Annotated in this window: 23 protein-coding genes and 1 tRNA gene; 18 read left to right on the forward strand and 6 right to left on the reverse strand. The window is 55.4% G+C overall.

Annotated elements, in window-relative coordinates; translation table 11 throughout:
* Nucleotides 1–5 precede the first annotated feature (5 nt).
* Both kdsD and HCK03_RS02500 read right to left on the reverse strand, forming a co-directional pair.
* Nucleotides 6–1,010 carry an arabinose-5-phosphate isomerase KdsD gene (gene kdsD / locus HCK03_RS02495; RefSeq protein ID WP_166793758.1) on the reverse strand — a complete coding sequence of 335 codons (1,005 nt, stop codon included), beginning with the start codon at nt 1,008–1,010 and terminating at the stop codon, nt 6–8.
* Nucleotides 1,007–1,984, reverse strand: coding sequence for a calcium/sodium antiporter (locus tag HCK03_RS02500; RefSeq protein WP_041147416.1), 978 nt, complete (start codon nt 1,982–1,984; stop codon nt 1,007–1,009). The genes kdsD and HCK03_RS02500 overlap by 4 nt, the downstream gene beginning before the upstream one ends.
* 209 nt (nt 1,985–2,193) lie before the next feature.
* On the opposite strand from HCK03_RS02500, the gene mlaF reads away from it, so the two are divergent.
* The 7 genes from mlaF (at nt 2,194) to murA (ending at nt 7,000) form a co-directional block, all read left to right on the forward strand.
* On the forward strand, nt 2,194–3,006 hold the full coding sequence (mlaF, locus tag HCK03_RS02505) for a phospholipid ABC transporter ATP-binding protein MlaF (RefSeq protein WP_041147415.1): 813 nt from the start codon (nt 2,194–2,196) through the stop codon (nt 3,004–3,006).
* Between the two features lie 7 nt (nt 3,007–3,013).
* Nucleotides 3,014–3,796, forward strand: a complete 783-nt coding sequence (mlaE, locus tag HCK03_RS02510; protein WP_041147414.1) for a lipid asymmetry maintenance ABC transporter permease subunit MlaE — start codon at nt 3,014–3,016, stop codon at nt 3,794–3,796.
* A gap of 4 nt (nt 3,797–3,800) precedes the next feature.
* Nucleotides 3,801–4,352, forward strand: a complete 552-nt coding sequence (mlaD, locus tag HCK03_RS02515) for an outer membrane lipid asymmetry maintenance protein MlaD (RefSeq protein WP_041147758.1) — start codon at nt 3,801–3,803, stop codon at nt 4,350–4,352.
* A gap of 17 nt (nt 4,353–4,369) precedes the next feature.
* Nucleotides 4,370–5,005, forward strand: a complete 636-nt coding sequence (gene mlaC, locus HCK03_RS02520) for a phospholipid-binding protein MlaC (RefSeq protein ID WP_041147413.1) — start codon at nt 4,370–4,372, stop codon at nt 5,003–5,005.
* Nucleotides 5,005–5,295, forward strand: a complete 291-nt coding sequence (gene mlaB, locus HCK03_RS02525; RefSeq protein ID WP_041147412.1) for a lipid asymmetry maintenance protein MlaB — start codon at nt 5,005–5,007, stop codon at nt 5,293–5,295. Before mlaC ends, mlaB begins: the two co-directional genes overlap by 1 nt.
* A gap of 136 nt (nt 5,296–5,431) precedes the next feature.
* Nucleotides 5,432–5,686, forward strand: coding sequence for a BolA family iron metabolism protein IbaG (gene ibaG, locus HCK03_RS02530; RefSeq protein ID WP_041147411.1), 255 nt, complete (start codon nt 5,432–5,434; stop codon nt 5,684–5,686).
* A 54-nt stretch (nt 5,687–5,740) separates the two neighbouring features.
* Nucleotides 5,741–7,000: a UDP-N-acetylglucosamine 1-carboxyvinyltransferase gene (murA, locus tag HCK03_RS02535; protein WP_041147410.1), complete on the forward strand. Its 1,260-nt coding sequence runs from the start codon at nt 5,741–5,743 to the stop codon at nt 6,998–7,000.
* A gap of 58 nt (nt 7,001–7,058) precedes the next feature.
* On the opposite strand, the gene sfsB is transcribed toward murA, so the two are convergent.
* Complete coding sequence (sfsB, locus tag HCK03_RS02540; protein WP_041147409.1) at nt 7,059–7,331, reverse strand: DNA-binding transcriptional regulator SfsB; 273 nt, start codon at nt 7,329–7,331, stop codon at nt 7,059–7,061.
* A 198-nt stretch (nt 7,332–7,529) separates the two neighbouring features.
* Nucleotides 7,530–8,501: an octaprenyl diphosphate synthase gene (ispB, locus tag HCK03_RS02545; RefSeq protein ID WP_041147408.1), complete on the reverse strand. Its 972-nt coding sequence runs from the start codon at nt 8,499–8,501 to the stop codon at nt 7,530–7,532.
* 260 nt (nt 8,502–8,761) lie between these two features.
* On the opposite strand from ispB, the gene rplU reads away from it, so the two are divergent.
* The 4 genes from rplU (at nt 8,762) to cgtA (ending at nt 11,605) form a co-directional block, all read left to right on the forward strand.
* A complete protein-coding gene (gene rplU, locus HCK03_RS02550; RefSeq protein WP_041147407.1) occupies nt 8,762–9,073 on the forward strand; it encodes a 50S ribosomal protein L21 in 312 nt (103 codons plus the stop codon).
* 19 nt (nt 9,074–9,092) lie between these two features.
* Complete coding sequence (rpmA, locus tag HCK03_RS02555; protein WP_041147406.1) at nt 9,093–9,350, forward strand: 50S ribosomal protein L27; 258 nt, start codon at nt 9,093–9,095, stop codon at nt 9,348–9,350.
* Between the two features lie 95 nt (nt 9,351–9,445).
* On the forward strand, nt 9,446–10,411 hold the full coding sequence (locus tag HCK03_RS02560) for a DMT family transporter (protein ID WP_041147405.1): 966 nt from the start codon (nt 9,446–9,448) through the stop codon (nt 10,409–10,411).
* A 15-nt stretch (nt 10,412–10,426) separates the two neighbouring features.
* Complete coding sequence (cgtA, locus tag HCK03_RS02565; RefSeq protein ID WP_041147404.1) at nt 10,427–11,605, forward strand: Obg family GTPase CgtA; 1,179 nt, start codon at nt 10,427–10,429, stop codon at nt 11,603–11,605.
* A gap of 94 nt (nt 11,606–11,699) precedes the next feature.
* Here cgtA and dacB read toward each other — a convergent pair whose 3' ends face one another.
* Nucleotides 11,700–13,133: a serine-type D-Ala-D-Ala carboxypeptidase gene (gene dacB / locus HCK03_RS02570; RefSeq protein WP_041147403.1), complete on the reverse strand. Its 1,434-nt coding sequence runs from the start codon at nt 13,131–13,133 to the stop codon at nt 11,700–11,702.
* Nucleotides 13,134–13,367: 234 nt separating this feature from the next.
* Here dacB and greA point away from each other — a divergent pair, with 234 nt between their 5' ends.
* The gene (gene greA / locus HCK03_RS02575) at nt 13,368–13,844 is read left to right on the forward strand and encodes a transcription elongation factor GreA (protein ID WP_041147402.1); all 477 of its coding nucleotides are present in this window, start codon (nt 13,368–13,370) and stop codon (nt 13,842–13,844) included.
* A gap of 152 nt (nt 13,845–13,996) precedes the next feature.
* Here the strand turns inward: greA and yhbY are convergent, their stop codons facing one another.
* Nucleotides 13,997–14,290 carry a ribosome assembly RNA-binding protein YhbY gene (yhbY, locus tag HCK03_RS02580; protein ID WP_041147757.1) on the reverse strand — a complete coding sequence of 98 codons (294 nt, stop codon included), beginning with the start codon at nt 14,288–14,290 and terminating at the stop codon, nt 13,997–13,999.
* A 124-nt stretch (nt 14,291–14,414) separates the two neighbouring features.
* Between yhbY and rlmE the strand changes: the two genes are divergently transcribed.
* From rlmE to HCK03_RS02610, 6 genes are all read left to right on the forward strand, one after another.
* Nucleotides 14,415–15,044 (forward strand): 23S rRNA (uridine(2552)-2'-O)-methyltransferase RlmE, encoded by a 630-nt coding sequence (gene rlmE / locus HCK03_RS02585; protein WP_041147401.1) that lies wholly within the window; start codon nt 14,415–14,417, stop codon nt 15,042–15,044.
* A 99-nt stretch (nt 15,045–15,143) separates the two neighbouring features.
* A complete protein-coding gene (ftsH, locus tag HCK03_RS02590; RefSeq protein WP_041147400.1) occupies nt 15,144–17,075 on the forward strand; it encodes an ATP-dependent zinc metalloprotease FtsH in 1,932 nt (643 codons plus the stop codon).
* Nucleotides 17,076–17,173: 98 nt separating this feature from the next.
* On the forward strand, nt 17,174–18,022 hold the full coding sequence (gene folP / locus HCK03_RS02595) for a dihydropteroate synthase (protein WP_076946556.1): 849 nt from the start codon (nt 17,174–17,176) through the stop codon (nt 18,020–18,022).
* The gene (gene glmM, locus HCK03_RS02600) at nt 18,015–19,352 is read left to right on the forward strand and encodes a phosphoglucosamine mutase (RefSeq protein WP_041147398.1); all 1,338 of its coding nucleotides are present in this window, start codon (nt 18,015–18,017) and stop codon (nt 19,350–19,352) included. Before folP ends, glmM begins: the two co-directional genes overlap by 8 nt.
* A 229-nt stretch (nt 19,353–19,581) precedes the next feature.
* Nucleotides 19,582–19,911 carry a preprotein translocase subunit SecG gene (gene secG, locus HCK03_RS02605; RefSeq protein WP_041147397.1) on the forward strand — a complete coding sequence of 110 codons (330 nt, stop codon included), beginning with the start codon at nt 19,582–19,584 and terminating at the stop codon, nt 19,909–19,911.
* A gap of 14 nt (nt 19,912–19,925) precedes the next feature.
* Nucleotides 19,926–20,012, forward strand: a tRNA-Leu gene (locus tag HCK03_RS02610).
* Nucleotides 20,013–20,092 lie beyond the last annotated feature (80 nt).

Consider the following 20,092-nt stretch of genomic DNA (forward strand, 5'->3'; position numbering starts at 1 on the left):
CTTACTTACACTACGCCTGCGCGCAGGAGATCGTGCATATGTACCACACCCAACAGACGGTCGCCATCGGCAACTAATACGCAGGTGATATGACGGGCTTGCATCAGGTTTAGCGCATCGACGGCCAGAATGCCGGGACGGATGCGAATCCCACCCGGCGTCATGACCTCGGCAATGCCGGCATTACGCATATCGACCCCGGAATCGAACACCCGGCGCAGGTCGCCGTCGGTGAAAATACCGATGATGTTCATCTCATCGTCGCAGATAGCGGTCATGCCTAAATTTTTCCGCGTGATTTCCAGCAGCGCATCGCGCAGCGTGGCCTGCAGAGTTACGTGCGGGATTTCATCACCCGTGTGCATGATATCATTGACCCGCAGCAGCAGCTTGCGGCCCAGCGCGCCACCGGGGTGCGACAGCGCGAAATCTTCGGCGGTAAAGCCGCGAGCTTCCAGCAGCGCGACCGCCAGAGCATCGCCCATCACCAGCGCCGCGGTGGTGCTTGACGTCGGGGCAAGGCCAAGCGGACAGGCTTCTTTCAGCACCTTGACGCACAGGTGGATATCCGCCGCGCGCGCCATGCTGCTTTCCGGGCGGCTGGTCATGCAGATCAGCGGCACCCGCTGGCGCTTAAGCACCGGGATCAGCGCGAGCATTTCGTTCGACTCGCCGGAGTTCGACAGGGCGATAATAACGTCCTGCGGCGTGACCATGCCTAAATCGCCGTGGGCCGCCTCGCCGGGATGAACGAAGAACGACGGCGTACCGGTGCTGGCGAAGGTGGCTGCCATTTTGCGCCCGATATGGCCGGACTTACCCATCCCCATGACCACCACTTTGCCCGTGCAGCGGAAAATCGTTTCGCAGGCGCGCGTAAAATCTTCATTAATGTATTGATCGAGCTGCGCCAGACCTTCACGTTCAATTTCCAGGACCTCGCGGCCTGCCCGTTGAAAGTCAAAATCCGTTGGCAAATCTTTTTGCGACATAATGGTATCCCGATTCATTCACCAAAGAGCGGTGCTGCCCAGTACAGCATCGCCAACCAAACCACAAAACCGCCGACCAGCAGCGCCCCGGCAAGTCGGCTGGGCTGCCGTTTTCGGCGCCAGCACAGCAGGGCGAAAATTACGCTGACCAGCATCATGACGGCATAGTCGCGCGTAAACGCTTCGGGGGCGAAGGATCCCGGCGCGATCAGCGCCGGCAGCCCGAGAACCAGGACAATATTCAGGATATTGGCGCCAATGATATTCCCGATGGCGATATCATCTTCCCCTTTACGTGCGCCAGCAATCGCCGTTGCCAGTTCCGGCAGGCTGGTGCCGATGGCGACCACCGTGAGGCCGACGGTCAGTTCGCTGATGGCGAAGTAGTTCGCCAGCACGGTGGCATTATCCACCACCATGCGGGTCGCCATAGGCATGATAATCATCGCTACCCCCAGCCACAGCAGGGCGACGGGAAGAGAACCTTCTCGCGGCAGCTCCGCTATCTGCTCCCGGGTCAGGCTGTCGTTACCCTGACGCTCGGCGATGCGCGCAATTTTTACCGTGAACAGTAGCCATAGTATGGCTAACGCCAGTAAAAAAAGGCCGTCCATGCGCGAGAGCTGGCCGTCATAGAGGACAAAGCTCGCGAGCAGGCTGACCAGCAACATTAGCGGCAGTTCGCGGCGCAGGATATCAGAATGTACGGTAAATGGATGAAGTAAGGCGGCGAGGCCAAGAATTAATAGGATATTGGTGATGTTGGATCCGATCGCCGTCCCGATGGCCAGATCGGTCTGCCCGTGCAGGGAGGCGGCCGCAGAGACGATGATCTCGGGCAGGCTGGTGCCGATACTCACCACCGTCATGCCAATAATAAGTGGCGGGATCCCTATCATGCGGCACAGTATTGAAGCGGCGTAGACCAGACGATCGGCGCTGTAGACCACCAGCAGTAAACCAATTATTAACAGAGCCGTCGCTAAGAGCATCTAAAGTCCTTTCTTCAGGTATAATCGTCGCCTCGCTGATCGTCCGTACGCAGCGTAACGAATTCTTAATTTTGACTTTATGTTTGTCAAAAGTAAAACAAATGCCAGCTTTCGCTAACCCAGGCGGGTAAGATTCTGTAAAAATGTTGGGTTTATGGTGGAAGAAAGCACCATGCTTAGCCTGAGGGATGTTTTGTAAGGATGATTTTATGAGCCAAACTCTGGCGAATTTAGTCGAAGTACGCGGTATCAGCTTCTCTCGAGGCGATCGCGCAATCTTTGATGATATCTCGCTGTCGGTGCCGCGCGGTAAGATCACGGCGATCATGGGGCCATCGGGAATCGGTAAAACGACCCTGCTGCGTCTGATCGGCGGCCAGATCCCACCGGACAGCGGCGAGATCCTGTTTGATGGCGAAAACGTGCCGCAGATGTCGCGTTCGCGCCTGTATACCGTACGTAAGCGCATGAGCATGCTGTTTCAGTCGGGCGCGCTGTTCACCGATATGAACGTCTTTAATAACGTGGCCTATCCGCTGCGTGAGCACACTCAGCTGCCCGAAGCGCTGCTGCATACTACGGTGATGATGAAGCTTGAGGCCGTTGGCCTGCGCGGAGCGGCAATGCTGATGCCTTCTGAGCTATCCGGCGGCATGGCGCGCCGTGCCGCGCTGGCAAGAGCTATCGCGCTCGAACCGGATCTCATCATGTTCGACGAACCGTTCGTCGGCCAGGATCCCATCACCATGGGCGTGCTGGTTAAGCTGATTTCTGAACTTAACAGCACCCTGGGCGTCACCTGTATTGTGGTATCGCACGACGTACCGGAAGTGCTCAGTATTGCGGATTACGCCTATATTGTGGCCGATAAGAAAATCGTCGCCCACGGCAGCGCCCGGTCGCTGCGGGAAAATGCCGACCCTCGGGTTCGCCAGTTTATTGATGGTATCGCCGACGGCCCGGTGCCGTTCCGCTATCCGGCAGGCGACTATCAGCATGATTTATTAGGCATAGGGAGTTAAACGACTGATGCTGCTAAATATGCTGGCATCGCTCGGCCATCGGGGGATTAAAACCACCGCGGCTTTTGGGCGTGCCGGATTAATGCTTTTCAACGCCGTAGTGGGCAAGCCGGAGTTTCGCAAGCACGCGCCGCTGCTGGTGCGCCAGCTGTACAACGTTGGCGTGCTGTCGATGCTGATCATCATCGTGTCGGGGCTGTTCATCGGCATGGTGCTCGGCCTGCAGGGGTATCTGGTGTTAACCACCTACAGCGCAGAAACCAGTCTTGGTATGCTGGTGGCGCTGTCTCTGCTGCGCGAGCTGGGACCGGTGGTTGCCGCGCTGCTGTTTGCCGGGCGTGCCGGTTCGGCGCTGACCGCCGAAATAGGGCTGATGCGTGCGACCGAACAGCTCTCGAGCATGGAGATGATGGCCGTTGATCCGCTGCGTCGCGTAATATCACCACGCTTCTGGGCCGGCGTCATCTCACTGCCGCTGCTGACGGTTATTTTTGTCGCGGTGGGGATCTGGGGCGGTTCGCTGGTTGGCGTTAACTGGAAAGGTATCGACAGCGGCTTCTTCTGGACCGCGATGCAAAACGCCGTCGACTGGCGAATGGATCTGGTTAACTGCCTGATTAAGAGTCTGGTTTTCGCCATTACGGTGACATGGGTAGCGTTATTTAACGGTTATGACGCTATCCCCACTTCCGCAGGGATTAGCCGGGCAACGACGCGCACCGTGGTGCATTCGTCGCTGGCGGTTCTGGGGCTGGATTTTGTGCTGACTGCGCTGATGTTTGGGAATTGAGTTCATGCAAACGAAAAAAAGTGAAATCTGGGTAGGCGTATTTTTACTGGTGGCGCTGCTGGCGGCGCTGTTTGTATGCCTGAAGGCCGCGAACGTGACCTCTCTGCGGACCGAGCCGACGTATCGTCTTTACGCGACGTTTGACAATATCGGTGGCCTGAAGGCGCGGTCGCCGGTGCGCATTGGCGGCGTGGTCGTTGGCCGGGTGGCAGATATTACGCTCGATCCAAAAACCTACCTGCCGCGGGTGGCGCTCGATATCGATGAGAGCTACAACCATATTCCTGACTCCAGCTCGCTGGCCATTCGTACTTCCGGCCTGCTGGGCGAGCAGTACCTGGCTCTGAACATCGGTTTTGAAGACCCGGAGCTGGGGACATCTATCCTTAAAGATGGTGGGACGATTCAGGACACCAAATCTGCCATGGTTCTGGAAGATCTGATTGGCCAGTTCCTTTACAGCAGTAAAGGCAGCGACAATAAGAATTCTGGCGATGATCCAACAGCCCAGGAAAGTCATACTGACGCAGCGCAGCCTGCCGCCACGACGCACTAACTCAGGAGAGACCCGATATGTTTAAACGCTTACTGATGATCGCCATGCTGGCGATTGCGCCATTGACTGCTGCGACCGCAGCGGATCAGTCCAATCCGTACAAGCTGATGGACGAAGCCGCGCAGAAAACCTTCGACCGCCTGAAAAATGAGCAGCCGAAGATTCAGGCTAACCCGAACTATCTGCGTGAAATCGTCGACCAGGAGCTGATGCCGTACGTGCAGGTGAAGTATGCCGGCGCGCTGGTGCTGGGCCGTTATTACAAAGAGGCGACCCCGGCGCAGCGTGAGGCCTACTTTACCGCCTTCCGCGAATATCTGAAGCAGGCGTACGGCCAGGCGCTGGCGATGTATCACGGTCAGACCTATCAAATCGCGGCTGAACAGCCGCTGGGCGATGCGACTATCGTTCCTATCCGCGTGACGATCCTCGATCCTAACGGTCGTCCGCCGGTGCGCCTGGACTTCCAGTGGCGTAAAAACACCCAGACCGGCCACTGGCAGGCTTACGATATGATTGCTGAAGGGGTGAGCATGATCACCACCAAGCAGAACGAGTGGAGCGATCTGCTGCGAACTAAAGGCGTTGATGGCCTGACCGCGCAGCTGAAAGCGATCTCCGCCCAGCCGATTACTCTGGAACAGAAAAAATAATGAGCGGTCAGCTGAGCTGGACCCGCAGCGGCGAGCGCCTGGCACTGCAGGGTGAGCTGGACCAGGATCTGCTGGTCCCGCTCTGGGACGACCGCCTGCAGGTGACTGAAGGCGTATCGACTATCGACCTGAACGCAGTAACCCGGGTCGATACCGCGGGCCTGGCGCTACTGGTGCATTTCGTGGCGCTGATTCGTCGCCAGGGCAGGGAGGCGCAGCTGATCGGCAAGAGCGATAATTTGCAAACGCTGATCGCTCTTTACAACCTTCCTGCCGATATGATCCCATAACTTTTCAGGGTGTTACTGCTGACGCTATCCGCAAAGCCCCATCAATATTTTCGATGGGGCTTTTTGCTTGTTTAAGACCGCGCCACTTTCCTCTAAGATGTTGGGCTATTTTCACTACCAGATAAAATTTGAACCCATGGAAAATCATGAAATTCAGACCGTGCTGATGAACGCACTCTCCCTCCAGGAAGTCCACGTCTCTGGCGATGGCAGTCACTTTCAGGTTATTGCTGTGGGCGAGCTGTTCGACGGCATGAGCCGCGTGAAGAAGCAGCAGACTATCTACGCCCCGCTGATGGAATATATTGCCGACAACCGCATCCATGCTCTGTCGATCAAGGCGTATACCCCGCAAGAGTGGGCTCGCGATCGCAAGCTAAATGGCTTTTAAGCTGTAGGGATGCTCCCTGCAGCGTATATGAATTCTTAACAGAGAACAGAATCAATGGATAAATTCCGTGTTCAGGGTCCGACTCGTCTCCAGGGCGAAGTCACCATCTCCGGTGCGAAAAACGCAGCCCTGCCGATCCTCTTTGCCGCACTGCTGGCAGACGAGCCGATTGAGATCCAGAATGTACCGAAGCTGAAAGACATCGATACCACGATGAAACTGCTGAGCCAGCTCGGCGCCAAAGTTGAGCGTAATGGTTCGGTATGGATTGATGCGGGCCCGGTTGACGTCTTCTGTGCTCCGTACGATTTAGTCAAAACCATGCGTGCCTCTATCTGGGCGCTGGGGCCGCTGGTGGCGCGTTTTGGCCAGGGCCAGGTTTCACTGCCGGGCGGCTGTGCGATCGGCGCCCGTCCGGTTGACCTGCATATTACCGGCCTGGAGCAGCTGGGTGCCGAGATCAAGCTGGAAGAGGGCTACGTCAAGGCATCGGTCAATGGACGCCTCAAAGGCGCGCATATCGTTATGGATAAGGTCAGCGTTGGCGCGACCGTTACCATCATGAGCGCCGCGACGCTGGCAGAAGGCACCACCGTTATCGAAAACGCCGCGCGTGAGCCGGAAATCGTCGATACGGCCAACTTCCTCGTTGCGCTGGGCGCGAAAATTAAAGGCCAGGGCTCTGACCGCATTACCATTGAAGGCGTAGAGCGTCTGGGCGGCGGCGTCTATCGCGTTCTGCCGGACCGCATCGAAACCGGGACCTTCCTGGTCGCGGCGGCAATCTCCGGCGGTAAAATCGTCTGCCGCAATGCGCAGCCTGATACCCTCGACGCCGTGCTGGCGAAGCTGCGTGACGCGGGTGCCGATATTGAGACCGGTGAAGACTGGATTAGCCTTGATATGCACGGCAATCGCCCTAAAGCCGTCAACGTACGTACCGCACCGCACCCGGGATTCCCGACCGACATGCAGGCGCAGTTTACGCTGCTAAACCTGGTGGCTGAAGGCACCGGCGTGATTACCGAGACCATTTTCGAAAACCGCTTTATGCACATTCCGGAACTGATCCGTATGGGCGCACACGCGGAAATCGAAAGCAATACGGCGATCTGCCACGGCGTGGCCCAGCTGTCCGGTGCTCAGGTAATGGCAACCGACCTGCGCGCATCGGCAAGCCTGGTACTGGCGGGCTGTATTGCGGAAGGCACCACGATTGTCGATCGTATCTATCACATCGACCGCGGATACGAGCGGATTGAAGATAAGCTGCAGGCGCTGGGCGCGAATATCGAACGCGTCAAAGGCGAGTAAAGCTGCTATCGCAGCCCTCTGACGTTGGTCCGGGGGCTGCATCCTGAATTACCTCGACTCACTTCTCACTTTTCTTCTGGCGTATCATCTGCGTTCTGTCGATAAACCGATGGGTAATCGGGTCATGGTAGCGTGACGGCCAAATAGCCCAGGGTGTGGTTTCCAGCGCGTTCGCAATAATCAGCTCGCCTTTGGGCCACGGCCGGGTTAGGGCATTGGCCAGGGTTGAGGAACTCAGACCGTTGCGTCGTGATTCCGCTGCCAGCGACGTGCCCTTTTTGCGTAATCCGGCGATAATATCGGCCGGGTGCCAATCGATGAACTTATCCATAAATTCTCCTGGTGATAAGGTTCCAGATCGCCCCAAGCGGACGACAGAGTCACTATACCCCTGGTTTATTAAAGTTCTAACAAGTTCCAGTAAATCGATTGAATATTCAGAATTCATCAAGGTTCAGGGCAGGGGGGTACGACGGAGGATTTTTTTGGAACTTTCCCGCGCGATGCGCGGGAAGGGTCGAAAGGGCGATTAGCGATCGCGCTGAACGGCGATGTGCGCCAGGCCGATGAGCGCTTCGCGCCACGGCGAGTCGGGTAAAACCTGAAGCGCGACAATCGCCTTATCGGCTTCTTCTTCCGCGCGCTTTTGGGTCCACTCCAGCGAGCCGCAGGCGGCCATGGCTTCCAGAACGGCTGCCAGCAGGTGACGTCCGTTACCCTGTTCGATTGCGCCGCGGATCATGGCGGACTGCTCCGGAGTGCCGTGGCGCATCGCATGCAGCAGCGGCAGAGTAGGTTTACCCTCGTTCAGGTCATCGCCCACGTTTTTACCCAGACGCTCGCCGTCTGAGCTGTAGTCCAGCAAATCATCGATCAGCTGGAAAGCGGTGCCCAAATAGCGGCCGTAGTCCTGTAATGCCCGCTCCTGTTCCTCGGTGCAGCCAGCCAGAATCCCGGAACATTGCGCGGCGGCCTCGAATAGCCGGGCCGTTTTGCTGTAAATCACCCGCATGTAGTTTTCTTCGGTGATGTCCGGGTCGTTAACGTTCATTAGCTGCAGGACTTCGCCTTCGGCAATCACGTTAACGGCTTTCGACATGACCTCCAGCACCTTCAGCGAGCCGAGGCTGGTCATCATCTGGAAAGAGCGGGTATAGATAAAATCACCAACCAGCACGCTGGCTGCATTGCCGAAGGCCGCATTGGCCGTGGCTTTGCCACGACGCATATCCGACTCGTCAACGACATCATCATGAAGCAGGGTCGCGGTATGAATAAATTCGATCAGCGCGGCAATGGTGACGTGCGCATTCCCTTGATAACCGACGGCACGCGCCGCGAGGACCGCAATCATCGGACGAATACGTTTACCGCCTCCGCTGACGATGTAATAGCCTAACTGATTGATAAGCTGAACATCTGAGTCGAGTTGCTCAAGGATTGTCGCATTGACACCCGCCATATCTTGCGCGGTTAACTCATTGATTTTTTCTAAATTCATCGCAAAAGCCGGGCCACATGTCCTGTTACCGCGAATCCAGGTGGGTTCACAGCAGGATTAAGATAGAATTAAAAGAAGATATGATTGTACTGAAAAAATGGCATAGATAAACGTTAGCGTGAAAGTTGTGTTTTTTTTCTGCGTTGAGCGACGATCGCTCTTGTCAAAGGCTCGCCTTTTGCGTAATATTCGCGCCCTATTGTGAATATTTATAGCGCACTCTAAATCACATTAAGAGGTGCGCGGAAGCGGAGTTTTATATGTACGCGGTTTTCCAAAGTGGTGGTAAACAACACCGAGTAAGCGAAGGTCAGACCATTCGCCTGGAAAAGCTGGACATCGCAACTGGCGAAGCTGTTGAGTTCGCTGAAGTGCTGATGGTCGCAAACGGTGAAGAAATCAAGATCGGCGTTCCTTTCGTTGAGGGCGGCGTAATCAAAGCTGAAGTTGTTGCTCACGGTCGTGGCGAGAAAGTTAAAATCGTTAAGTTTCGTCGTCGTAAACACTACCGTAAGCAGCAGGGCCATCGTCAGTGGTTCACTGATGTGAAAATTACTGGCATCAGCGCCTAAGACCTGAGGAGAGATTTAAATGGCACATAAAAAGGCTGGCGGCTCAACTCGTAACGGTCGCGACTCAGAAGCTAAACGCCTGGGCGTTAAGCGTTTCGGTGGCGAAACCGTTCTGGCGGGGAGCATCATCGTTCGTCAGCGTGGCACCAAATTCCACGCTGGTAGCAACGTAGGTTGCGGTCGTGACCACACTCTGTTTGCTAAAGCAGACGGTAAAGTGAAATTTGAAGTTAAAGGCCCGAACAACCGTAAATATATCAGCATCGTTGCTGAGTAAGGTTTTCGAGGTCCGGTAACGGATTAAAGCCCCGCAACGTGTTGCGGGGCTTTTTACATTAGAAGTCCGGAAAATTTTCCGCAGGTAAAACGGGCATGAAGCAGCAGGCCGGCATAGGTATTGTTTTGGCGCTCACCACCGCAATGTGCTGGGGTGCGCTGCCCATCGCAATGAAGCAGGTTCTGGAAGTGATGGAACCGCCAACGGTGGTGTTCTATCGCTTTTTAATGGCGAGTATTGGCCTCGGGTCGATCCTGGCGATTAAAGGCAAGCTGCCGCCGCTGCATCTTTTCCGCAAGCCTCGCTGGCTAATTTTACTGGCTATCGCAACGGGCGGCCTGTTCGGTAACTTCATTCTGTTCAGCTCGTCCTTGCAATATTTAAGCCCGACGGCCTCGCAGGTGATTGGCCAGCTGTCCCCGGTTGGCATGATGGTCGCCAGCGTCTTTATCCTCAAAGAGAAGATGCGCGGGACCCAGGTTATCGGTGCGATAATGCTGCTCTGCGGGCTGGTGATGTTCTTCAACACCAGCCTGATAGAGATTTTTACCCGCCTGACGGATTACACCTGGGGTGTGATTTTTGGCGTGGCTGCGGCGACGGTGTGGGTAAGCTACGGCGTCGCGCAAAAGGTGTTATTGCGTCGTCTGGCGTCACAGCAAATCCTGTTTTTGCTGTACACTTTATGTACGATTGCACTATTGCCGCTGGCAAAGCCGGGTGTGATATCCCAGCTAAGCGACTGGCAGCTGGCGTGCCTGATCTTTTGTGGTTTGAACACGCTGGTAGGTTATGGCGCACTCGCGGAAGCGATGGCGCGTTGGCAGGCAGCACAGGTGAGCGCATTAATTACGCTAACCCCGCTGTTTACGCTGTTATTTTCAGATTTATTATCAATTGCCTGGCCCGATTTCTTCGTCAAACCGATGTTAAACCTGTTGGGTTATCTCGGTGCGTTTGTCGTGGTTGCGGGCGCGATGTTTTCCGCCATTGGTCATCGTCTTTGGGGACGCTGGCGTAAAAATGAAGCGGTTGTAGTAGTCCCCCGCTCAGGCGAATGATTTACGGAGAGTAAAATGAAGTTTGTTGATGAAGCAACGATCCTGGTCGTAGCAGGTGATGGCGGCAATGGTTGCGTGAGCTTCCGCCGTGAAAAATATATCCCAAGAGGCGGCCCTGACGGCGGCGACGGCGGTGATGGCGGCGACGTTTGGCTGGAAGCGGACGAGAACCTGAACACCCTGATTGACTACCGTTTTGAGAAAGCTTTCCGCGCTGAACGTGGACAGAACGGACAAAGCCGTGACTGTACCGGTAAGCGTGGTAAAGACGTGTCGGTGAAGGTGCCCGTAGGGACCCGTGTTATCGATCAGGGGACCGGCGAGACCATGGGCGATATGACCAAGCACGGTCAGCGTCTGATGGTCGCCAAAGGCGGCTGGCACGGCCTGGGTAACACCCGCTTCAAATCGTCCGTCAACCGTACCCCGCGTCAGAAAACGATGGGTACGCCGGGCGACAAGCGCGACCTGCAGCTTGAGCTGATGCTGCTGGCAGACGTTGGGATGCTGGGGATGCCGAACGCCGGTAAATCCACCTTCATTCGCGCCGTTTCTGCAGCGAAGCCGAAAGTTGCCGATTATCCGTTCACCACGCTGGTTCCTAGCCTCGGCGTTGTACGTATGGATAACGAGAAGAGCTTCGTCGTGGCGGATATTCCAGGGCTGATTGAAGGCGCCGCCGAAGGCGCAGGCCTCGGTATTCGCTTCCTCAAGCACCTTGAGCGCTGCCGCGTGCTGCTGCACCTCATCGATATTGAGCCAATCGACGGTTCCGATCCGGTCGAGAATGCGCGCATTATCATCGGTGAGCTGGAAAAATACAGCGAGAATCTGGCGTCGAAACCACGCTGGCTGGTCTTCAACAAGATCGACCTGATGGATAAAGCGGAAGCCGAAGCGAAGGCGAAAACCATTGCCGAAGCGCTGGGCTGGGAAGATAAGTTCTACCTGATTTCTGCGGCAAGCCAGCAGGGCGTGAAAGACCTGTGCTGGGACGTGATGACCTTTATCATCGAAAACCCAATCGTGCATGCGCAGGAAGATAAGCCGGCTGAGAAAGTCGAGTTTATGTGGGATGACTACCACCGCGAGCAGCTTGAAAGCGCTGAGATCGAAGTGGAAGACGACGAAGACTGGGATGACGACTGGGACGAAGACGACGAAGAAGGCGTTGAGTTCATCTACAAGCGTTAATTCTGGTTTGCACCGGTCCCCGCTGCGTAATGCTAAGCGGGGAATATCACCGGGTAGCACGAAAAGGGCCGCATCTGATGCGGCCCTTTTGTATTTAGTTGTTCTGGTACAAATCCTTATACAGCCGGCTTTCGAAGCGCACCAGCGGAATTCGACGGTTGCGCTGATCGGCTGGCGGTACCGCATAGCCTGACAGATACTGCACGAAAGCGATTTTCTGCCCGCTGGCGCCCGTGATAAAGCCCGCCAGATTATAGACCCCCTGTAGGGAGCCGGTTTTCGCGGAAACCTTACCATCCACGCCCGCCTGATGCAGACCCGCACGGTACTGCAGCGACCCGTCATGACCGGCGAGCGGCAGCATCGAGATGAAGTTGAGCTCATTATCGTGCTGGGCAATATATTGCAGCACCTGCATCATCGTGGCGGGAGCGATCAGGTTGTGGCGCGACAGGCCGGAACCGTCGGCGATAATCGTATTGCCCAGGTCGACGCCAGCCTGCTGACGCAGGATTTGGCGCACCGCATCGGAACCCGCACGCCAGGTGCCCGGCACGCCGAGGCGCGCGTGACCAATGGTGCGGAATACGGTATCGGCAATCATGTTGTCTGATTTTTTCAGCATGATGCGCAGAAGATCGTGCAGCGGCGCGGACTGAGTGCTCGCCAGCACGGTCCCCGGATCGTTGGCCAGCGTCTGGCGCAGCAGAGTCCCACTGTAGGTGATGCCGGCCTGGGTCAATTCAGACTTCAGGATCACCCCGGCATAGCTGGCGCCGTCCTGAATGGCAAAGGCCAGCGGCAGCGGCTCGCTGCGCTGCGGCAGACAGCCGGTCAGGGTGTAGCGGTTAAGATCGCCCGGCACCACGTCGAGCTCGCAGTACTGAGCCTCCGCAGAGCCTCGGGCCAGCGTGCGGACCTGGCTGAACATGGTGACCGGGTAATACGAGGCGACGCGAATAAATGCCAGGTCTCCGGGCTTCTGCGCGCTGTACAGCGAGATCGAGAAACAGTTGCGATCGACGATCGCCGCCGCCGGCGGGGCGCTAAAGCACTGGGTCATATCGTTCCACGGCCAGCCCGGCGCTTTGTCATGGCTGGCGAAGACCGAGGTATCGATCAGGACGTTCCCCTCGATCCGCTGGACGCCGGCCTTTTTGAGCGTGGCCACCATATTGCGAATATCCTGCCGCCTGAGCGTAGGATCGCCGCCAAAACGGGCAATCAGGTCACCTTTCAGTACGCCACCGTCGAGGGTACCTTTGGTTTCCAGGGTGGTGGTGAAACGGAAGTCTGGCCCCAGCTGGAGCAGGGCAGCCAGCGCGGTGATCACCTTCTGAGTACTGGCCGGTAGCGCCATTTGCTGGCTGTGAAAGTCTATCTCCGGCGTAGGGGAGCCGACCTTTTGCGCCATAAAGGCGAGGTTAGCACCCGCAGGAAGCTGGTTGATGTACTCGTCAATGTTCGCCGCCTGAGCGCTAAACGCAATGCCGGCAGTCAATCCGATGATAAATCTGGAAAATCGCATAATCTCGCGCTAACAACCTGAAACCGAGCCGTCATACTACGGTGCAACACCCTGTAAAGTAAACGATGACCCATAGTGAACTTCAGGGTAAAATACGTATCAAATTGAAAATTGCTGCTGACCTGGGGAATGTTTCCCGGGTTGGTTTTCTTTTTGCTCCTGTCCTGCTTTTTGCCAGGCAGGTTGCGGAACGGGATATCCGTTCCATGAAGGAATGATAAAGAGGTATAACAAATGCAAGCTATTCCGATGACCTTACGTGGCGCTGAAAAACTACGCGAAGAGCTGGATTTTCTGAAATCCGTTCGTCGCCCTGAAATCATTGCAGCCATCGCCGACGCCCGTGAACATGGCGATCTCAAAGAGAACGCTGAGTACCATGCGGCCCGCGAACAGCAGGGTTTCTGTGAAGGTCGTATCAAAGATATTGAGGCCAAGCTGTCCAATGCGCAGGTTATCGATATCACCAAAATGCCGAATAACGGCCGCGTGATTTTTGGTTCGACGGTGAACGTTCTTAACGTTGATACCGACGAAGAGCAGATTTATCGCATCGTGGGCGACGACGAAGCGGATTTTAAGCAGAATCTTATCTCCGTGAACTCCCCGATCGCTCGCGGGCTGATCGGTAAAGAGCAGGATGATGTGGTGACAATCCGCACGCCGGGTGGCGAGGTCGAATACGAAATTATCAAGGTTGAGTACCTTTAATTCGTATTTCCCGCTACGCTGTTGATGGATTGTAAAGAAAGGAAAAAGGCCGCATAGCGGCCTTTTATCAACGTCCAGAGCATGGCATTTTGCTCGTCTACCCGCAGAAATCCCTCGTTTTACACAAAGTTGTGTCGAGATTCAGGATATTCTTAGCGTGGCAGCGAGATTTTACGCTCTTTAGATGGGCGGTACAGGACCAGCGTTTTACCGATGACCTGTACGTTACAGGCGCCGGTTTCGCGTACGATAGCTTCCACGATCAGGGTTTTAGTCTCGCGGTCTTCCGAGGCGATTTTCACCTTGATGAGCTCATGGTGCGCTAGCGCTTGTTCGATCTCGGCCAGTACCCCTTCGGTCAAACCATTATTGCCAAGCATAACTACCGGCTTGAGCGGATGTGCCAGACCTTTCAGGTGCTGTTTTTGTTTAGTACTCAGATTCATCGTATTTTTTTGCTTACGTTGGGATTGAAAACGGTTCATTCTACCGCCATCTCCCATATATCGCCAAACTACAGTGTCGATTTTTACGTCGCAAAGTATGATGAACCCGAAATGGGAATGTTAAATGACAGGTAAAAAGCGTTCTGCCAGTTCCAGCCGCTGGCTTCAGGAACACTTTAGCGATAAATATGTTCTCCAGGCACAGAAAAAGGGGTTACGTTCCCGAGCCTGGTTTAAACTTGATGAAATACAGCAAAGTGACAAAATTTTTAAGCCGGGGATGACGGTTGTTGACCTCGGTGCTGCACCCGGAGGCTGGTCGCAATATGCGGTCACGCAGATCGGAAACAGCGGCCGCATCATCGCTTGCGATCTTTTACCGATGGATCCAATCGTTGGTGTGGACTTCCTTCAGGGCGACTTTCGTGATGAATTAGTCCTGAAAGCGTTACTTGAGCGCGTAGGTGACAGTAAAGTACAAGTTGTCATGTCCGATATGGCGCCAAACATGTGCGGAACACCGGCGGTGGACATCCCCCGGGCCATGTATTTGGTGGAACTGGCGCTTGGAATGGCTCGTGATGTATTAGCGCCAGGTGGTAGTTTTGTAGTTAAGGTGTTCCAGGGCGAAGGCTTCGATGAGTATCTAAGAGAAATTCGCTCCCTGTTTACGAAGGTCAAAGTTCGTAAGCCGGACTCTTCCCGTGCTCGTTCGCGTGAAGTGTACATTGTAGCGACCGGGCGAAAACCATAACCGGTAGATTTCAAACGAAAGTTTGAAAGACACTGGATATAGAGTATCCTGACGCTGTTTTTAACACAGTTGTAATAAGAGGTTAATCCCTTGAGTGACATGGCGAAAAACCTAATACTCTGGCTGGTCATTGCCGTCGTGCTGATGTCAGTATTCCAGAGCTTTGGGCCCAGCGAGTCTAATGGCCGTAAGGTGGATTATTCAACCTTCCTGCAAGAGGTCAACCAGGACCAGGTTCGCGAAGCGCGTATCAACGGACGTGAGATCAACGTTACCAAGAAAGATAGTAACCGTTACACGACTTACATTCCGGTTAACGATCCGAAGCTGCTCGATAACCTGTTGACGAAAAACGTCAAAGTGGTTGGCGAACCGCCGGAAGAGCCGAGCCTGCTGGCTTCCATCTTCATTTCCTGGTTCCCGATGCTGTTGCTGATCGGCGTCTGGATCTTCTTTATGCGGCAAATGCAGGGCGGCGGCGGAAAGGGCGCGATGTCCTTCGGCAAAAGCAAAGCCCGTATGCTGACGGAAGACCAGATCAAAACCACTTTTGCTGATGTCGCGGGTTGCGATGAAGCGAAAGATGAAGTGGCCGAACTGGTGGAATATCTGCGTGAGCCGAGCCGTTTCCAGAAACTGGGCGGTAAAATCCCGAAAGGCGTCCTGATGGTCGGCCCTCCGGGTACCGGTAAAACGCTGCTGGCGAAAGCGATCGCTGGCGAAGCGAAAGTGCCGTTCTTCACAATTTCCGGTTCTGACTTCGTAGAAATGTTCGTGGGTGTCGGCGCATCTCGCGTGCGTGACATGTTCGAACAGGCTAAGAAAGCGGCTCCGTGCATTATCTTCATCGATGAAATCGACGCCGTCGGTCGCCAGCGTGGCGCTGGTCTGGGCGGTGGTCACGATGAGCGTGAGCAGACGCTGAACCAGATGCTGGTTGAGATGGATGGTTTCGAAGGTAACGAAGGTATTATCGTTATCGCCGCAACAAACCGTCCGGACGTTCTGGACCCCGCGCTGCTGCGTCCGGGCCGCTTCGACCGTCAGGTTGTCGTTGGTCTGCCGGATGTTCGCGGTCGTGAGCAGATCCTGAAAGTTCACATGCGTCGCGTTCCGCTGTCGCCTGATATCGACGCGGCAATCATCGCGCGCGGTACCCCGGGCTTCTCCGGTGCTGACCTGGCGAACCTGGTGAACGAAGCCGCTCTGTTTGCTGCCCGTGGCAACAAACGCGTGGTATCGATGGTTGAGTTCGAAAAGGCTAAAGACAAAATCATGATGGGTGCGGAACGTCGCTCCATGGTGATGACGGAAGCGCAGAAAGAGTCGACCGCTTATCACGAAGCAGGACATGCGATTATTGGTCGCCTGGTGCCGGAACACGATCCGGTGCATAAGGTGACGATTATTCCGCGCGGCCGCGCTCTGGGCGTCACGTTCTTCCTGCCGGAAGGCGATGCAATCAGCGCCAGCCGTCAGAAGCTGGAAAGCCAGATTTCGACCCTCTACGGCGGTCGTCTTGCAGAAGAGATTATCTACGGCGTAGAGCATGTTTCTACCGGCGCGTCGAACGACATTAAAGTCGCGACCAACCTGGCACGTAACATGGTGACTCAGTGGGGCTTCTCCGACAAACTCGGTCCGCTGCTGTATGCGGAAGAAGAGGGCGAAGTATTCCTCGGACGCAGCGTCGCGAAAGCGAAGCATATGTCCGATGAGACCGCACGTATCATTGACCAGGAAGTGAAATCACTGGTTGAGCGTAACTACAACCGCGCCCGTCAGATCCTTAACGACAATCTGGATATTCTGCACTCGATGAAAGATGCGCTCATGAAATATGAGACCATCGATGCACCGCAGATTGATGACCTGATGGCACGTCGTGACGTTCGCCCGCCGGCTGGCTGGGAAGACCCAGGCACCAACAATTCTGGCAACAACGGCACCCCGAGTGCGCCGCGTCCGGTCGATGAACCGCGTACGCCAAACCCGGGTAACACGATGTCAGAGCAGTTAGGCGACAAATAAGTTAGCCGCTGTTGATGTGGTTGTGCATATCTAAACCCTGGGGCATCCGCTCTGGGGTTTTTCTTTTTATTTATCTCTCCTGATTCAGGGATCTCGTGATGAAACTTGTAGCCCAGGGCTCAACCCTCGATCTCACCCACCCGCACGTGATGGGTATCCTTAACGTTACGCCGGACTCCTTCTCCGACGGCGGGGCGCACAATTCGCTGGTAGAGGCGGTTAAGCACGCCAATCTGATGATTAATGCCGGGGCGACGATCGTTGACATCGGCGGCGAATCGACGCGTCCTGGTGCGCTGGATGTTAGCGTTGAGGAAGAGCTGGCGCGCGTGATCCCGGTTGTGGAAGCCATTGCTCAGCGTTTTGAAGTGTGGATCTCGGTCGATACGTCAAAACCTGAAGTGATCCGTGAAGCCGCTCGGGTAGGGGCACATATCATCAACGATATCCGCTCGCTAACGGAGCCCGGCGCGCTGGAAGCGGCGGCAGAGACCGGTCTGCCGGTGTGTCTGATGCATATGCAGGGGCAGCCGAAAACCATGCAGGCTGCGCCGAAGTACGAAGACGTCTTCACCGATGTGACGCGCTTTTTCACAGAGCATATTGTGCGCTGCGAACGGGCTGGGATCGCAAAAGATAAATTGTTGCTCGACCCGGGATTCGGTTTCGGTAAAAATCTTTCCCATAATTATGAGCTGCTTGCTCGACTCGGCGAGTTCCACCATTTTGGTCTCCCGCTGTTGGTAGGTATGTCGCGTAAGTCGATGGTCGGTCAGTTGCTGAACGTTGGGCCGGCAGAGCGCCTCAGCGGTAGCCTGGCTTGCGCAGTAATTGCGGCGATGCAGGGCGCGCAGATAGTGCGCGTTCATGACGTCAAAGAAACGGTAGAAGCGCTGCGCGTGGTGGAAGCCACTCTGGCTACAAAGGAAAATAAACGTTATGAGTAACCGTAAATATTTTGGCACCGATGGTATCCGTGGCCGCGTTGGCGATGCGCCAATTACGCCGGAATTCGTGCTTAAGCTGGGCTGGGCTGCAGGAAAAGTTCTCGCGCGTCACGGTTCGCGTAAAATTATCATTGGTAAAGATACCCGCATCTCGGGCTATATGCTGGAGTCGGCCCTCGAAGCGGGTCTGGCGGCAGCCGGTCTCTCCGCCTCATTCACTGGCCCAATGCCTACGCCGGCGGTGGCTTATCTGACCCGCGCTTTCCGCGCAGAGGCCGGTATTGTCATTTCAGCGTCGCATAACCCTTTCTACGACAACGGAATCAAGTTCTTCTCTATTGAGGGAACCAAGCTGCCGGATAACGTCGAAGAGGCGATTGAAGCCGAGATGGAGAAAGAGCTGACCTGCGTCGACTCTGCGGAATTAGGCAAAGCCAGCCGGATTGTCGATGCGGCCGGGCGCTACATCGAGTTCTGCAAAGGCACCTTCCCGAATGAGCTAAGCCTGAACGAGCTGAAAGTGGTTGTTGACTGCGCTCACGGCGCGACCTACCACATCGCGCCTAGCGTCTTCCGCGAGCTCGGCGCGCAGGTTATTGCGATGGGCTGTGAGCCCAACGGCCTTAATATCAACGAAGAGGTCGGGGCCACCGACGTGCGTGCCTTACAGGCTCGCGTGCTGGCGGAAAAGGCCGATCTGGGCATTGCCTACGATGGCGATGGTGACCGCGTCATTATGGTCGACCATGAAGGCAATAAAGTTGATGGTGACCAGATCCTCTACATTATTGCCCGCGAAGGCCTGCGTCAGGGTCAGCTGCGCGGCGGTGCCGTGGGCACGCTAATGAGCAATATGGGACTCGAGCTGGCGCTCAAACAGCTGGGTATCCCATTTGCTCGCGCAAAAGTGGGCGACCGCTATGTGCTGGAGAAGATGCAGGAGAAAGGCTGGCGTATTGGCGCCGAAAACTCCGGTCACGTTATCCTGCTCGATAAGACGACCACCGGAGACGGCATTGTTGCAAGCCTGCAGGTCGTGGCCGCGATGGTACGTAACCATATGAGCCTGCACGATCTGTGCAGCGGCATGAAGATGTTCCCGCAGATTCTGGTCAACGTGCGCTTTACCGATAACAGCAGCAACCCGCTCGAGCATGAGAGCGTAAAAGCGGTTGCCGCCGAGGTTGAGGCCGCATTGGGTAAACGTGGCCGGGTGCTGTTACGTAAATCCGGCACCGAGCCGCTGATTCGCGTGATGGTTGAAGGCGAGCACGAAGAGCAGGTGCACGAATTCGCTCACCGCATTGCTGATGCGGTTAAAAACGCATAGCTTGTGGCGCTAAGTGATTAAAAAGGCGGCGCTTGCCGCTTTTTTAATTGCCAATAAACGGTTTTTTGCTGTTTTTTTCTGCAGTTGATACAATGCGTCGAAATTGCCCTTGCGAAGGACATTCGCTTTGGTTAGTATTCACACCCGCTTCAGTGGGAAACGTTAATGCGTCCCGCTTTATTGGTCGAAGCAATTGGTATGCGGCGAATCCGCAAGGAACAGGTTGATTATGCAAGAAGCTCTTTTAGTTGTTTTCCTTATTGTGGCGATTGGCCTTGTTGGTCTGATCATGCTGCAGCAAGGTAAAGGCGCTGATATGGGAGCCTCGTTCGGAGCAGGCGCTTCCGGCACGTTGTTCGGTTCCAGCGGTTCTGGTAACTTCATGACCCGCATGACCGGTATCCTGGCTGCGTTGTTCTTCATCATTAGTTTGGTGCTGGGCAATATCAACAGCAACAAGACCAGTAAAGGAAGTGAGTGGGATAATCTGAGCGCGCCGAAATCCGAGCAGACTCAGCCAGCAGCGCCGGCGCAGCCGAGCAGCGACATCCCGCACTGATAAGTAGTATCTGTACCGAGGTGGTGGAATTGGTAGACACGCTACCTTGAGGTGGTAGTGCCCTAACGGGCTTGTGGGTTCGAGTCCCATCCTCGGTACCAATATTCCGAAAAAAAGACGCTGAAAAGCGTCTTTTTTTTGCCTTAAATCGACGGCTGTTTATTTATAAATAACTCTCCGC

Origin of the sequence: Klebsiella terrigena (assembly GCF_012029655.1) — a bacterium.
Taxonomy (GTDB): domain Bacteria; phylum Pseudomonadota; class Gammaproteobacteria; order Enterobacterales; family Enterobacteriaceae; genus Klebsiella; species Klebsiella terrigena.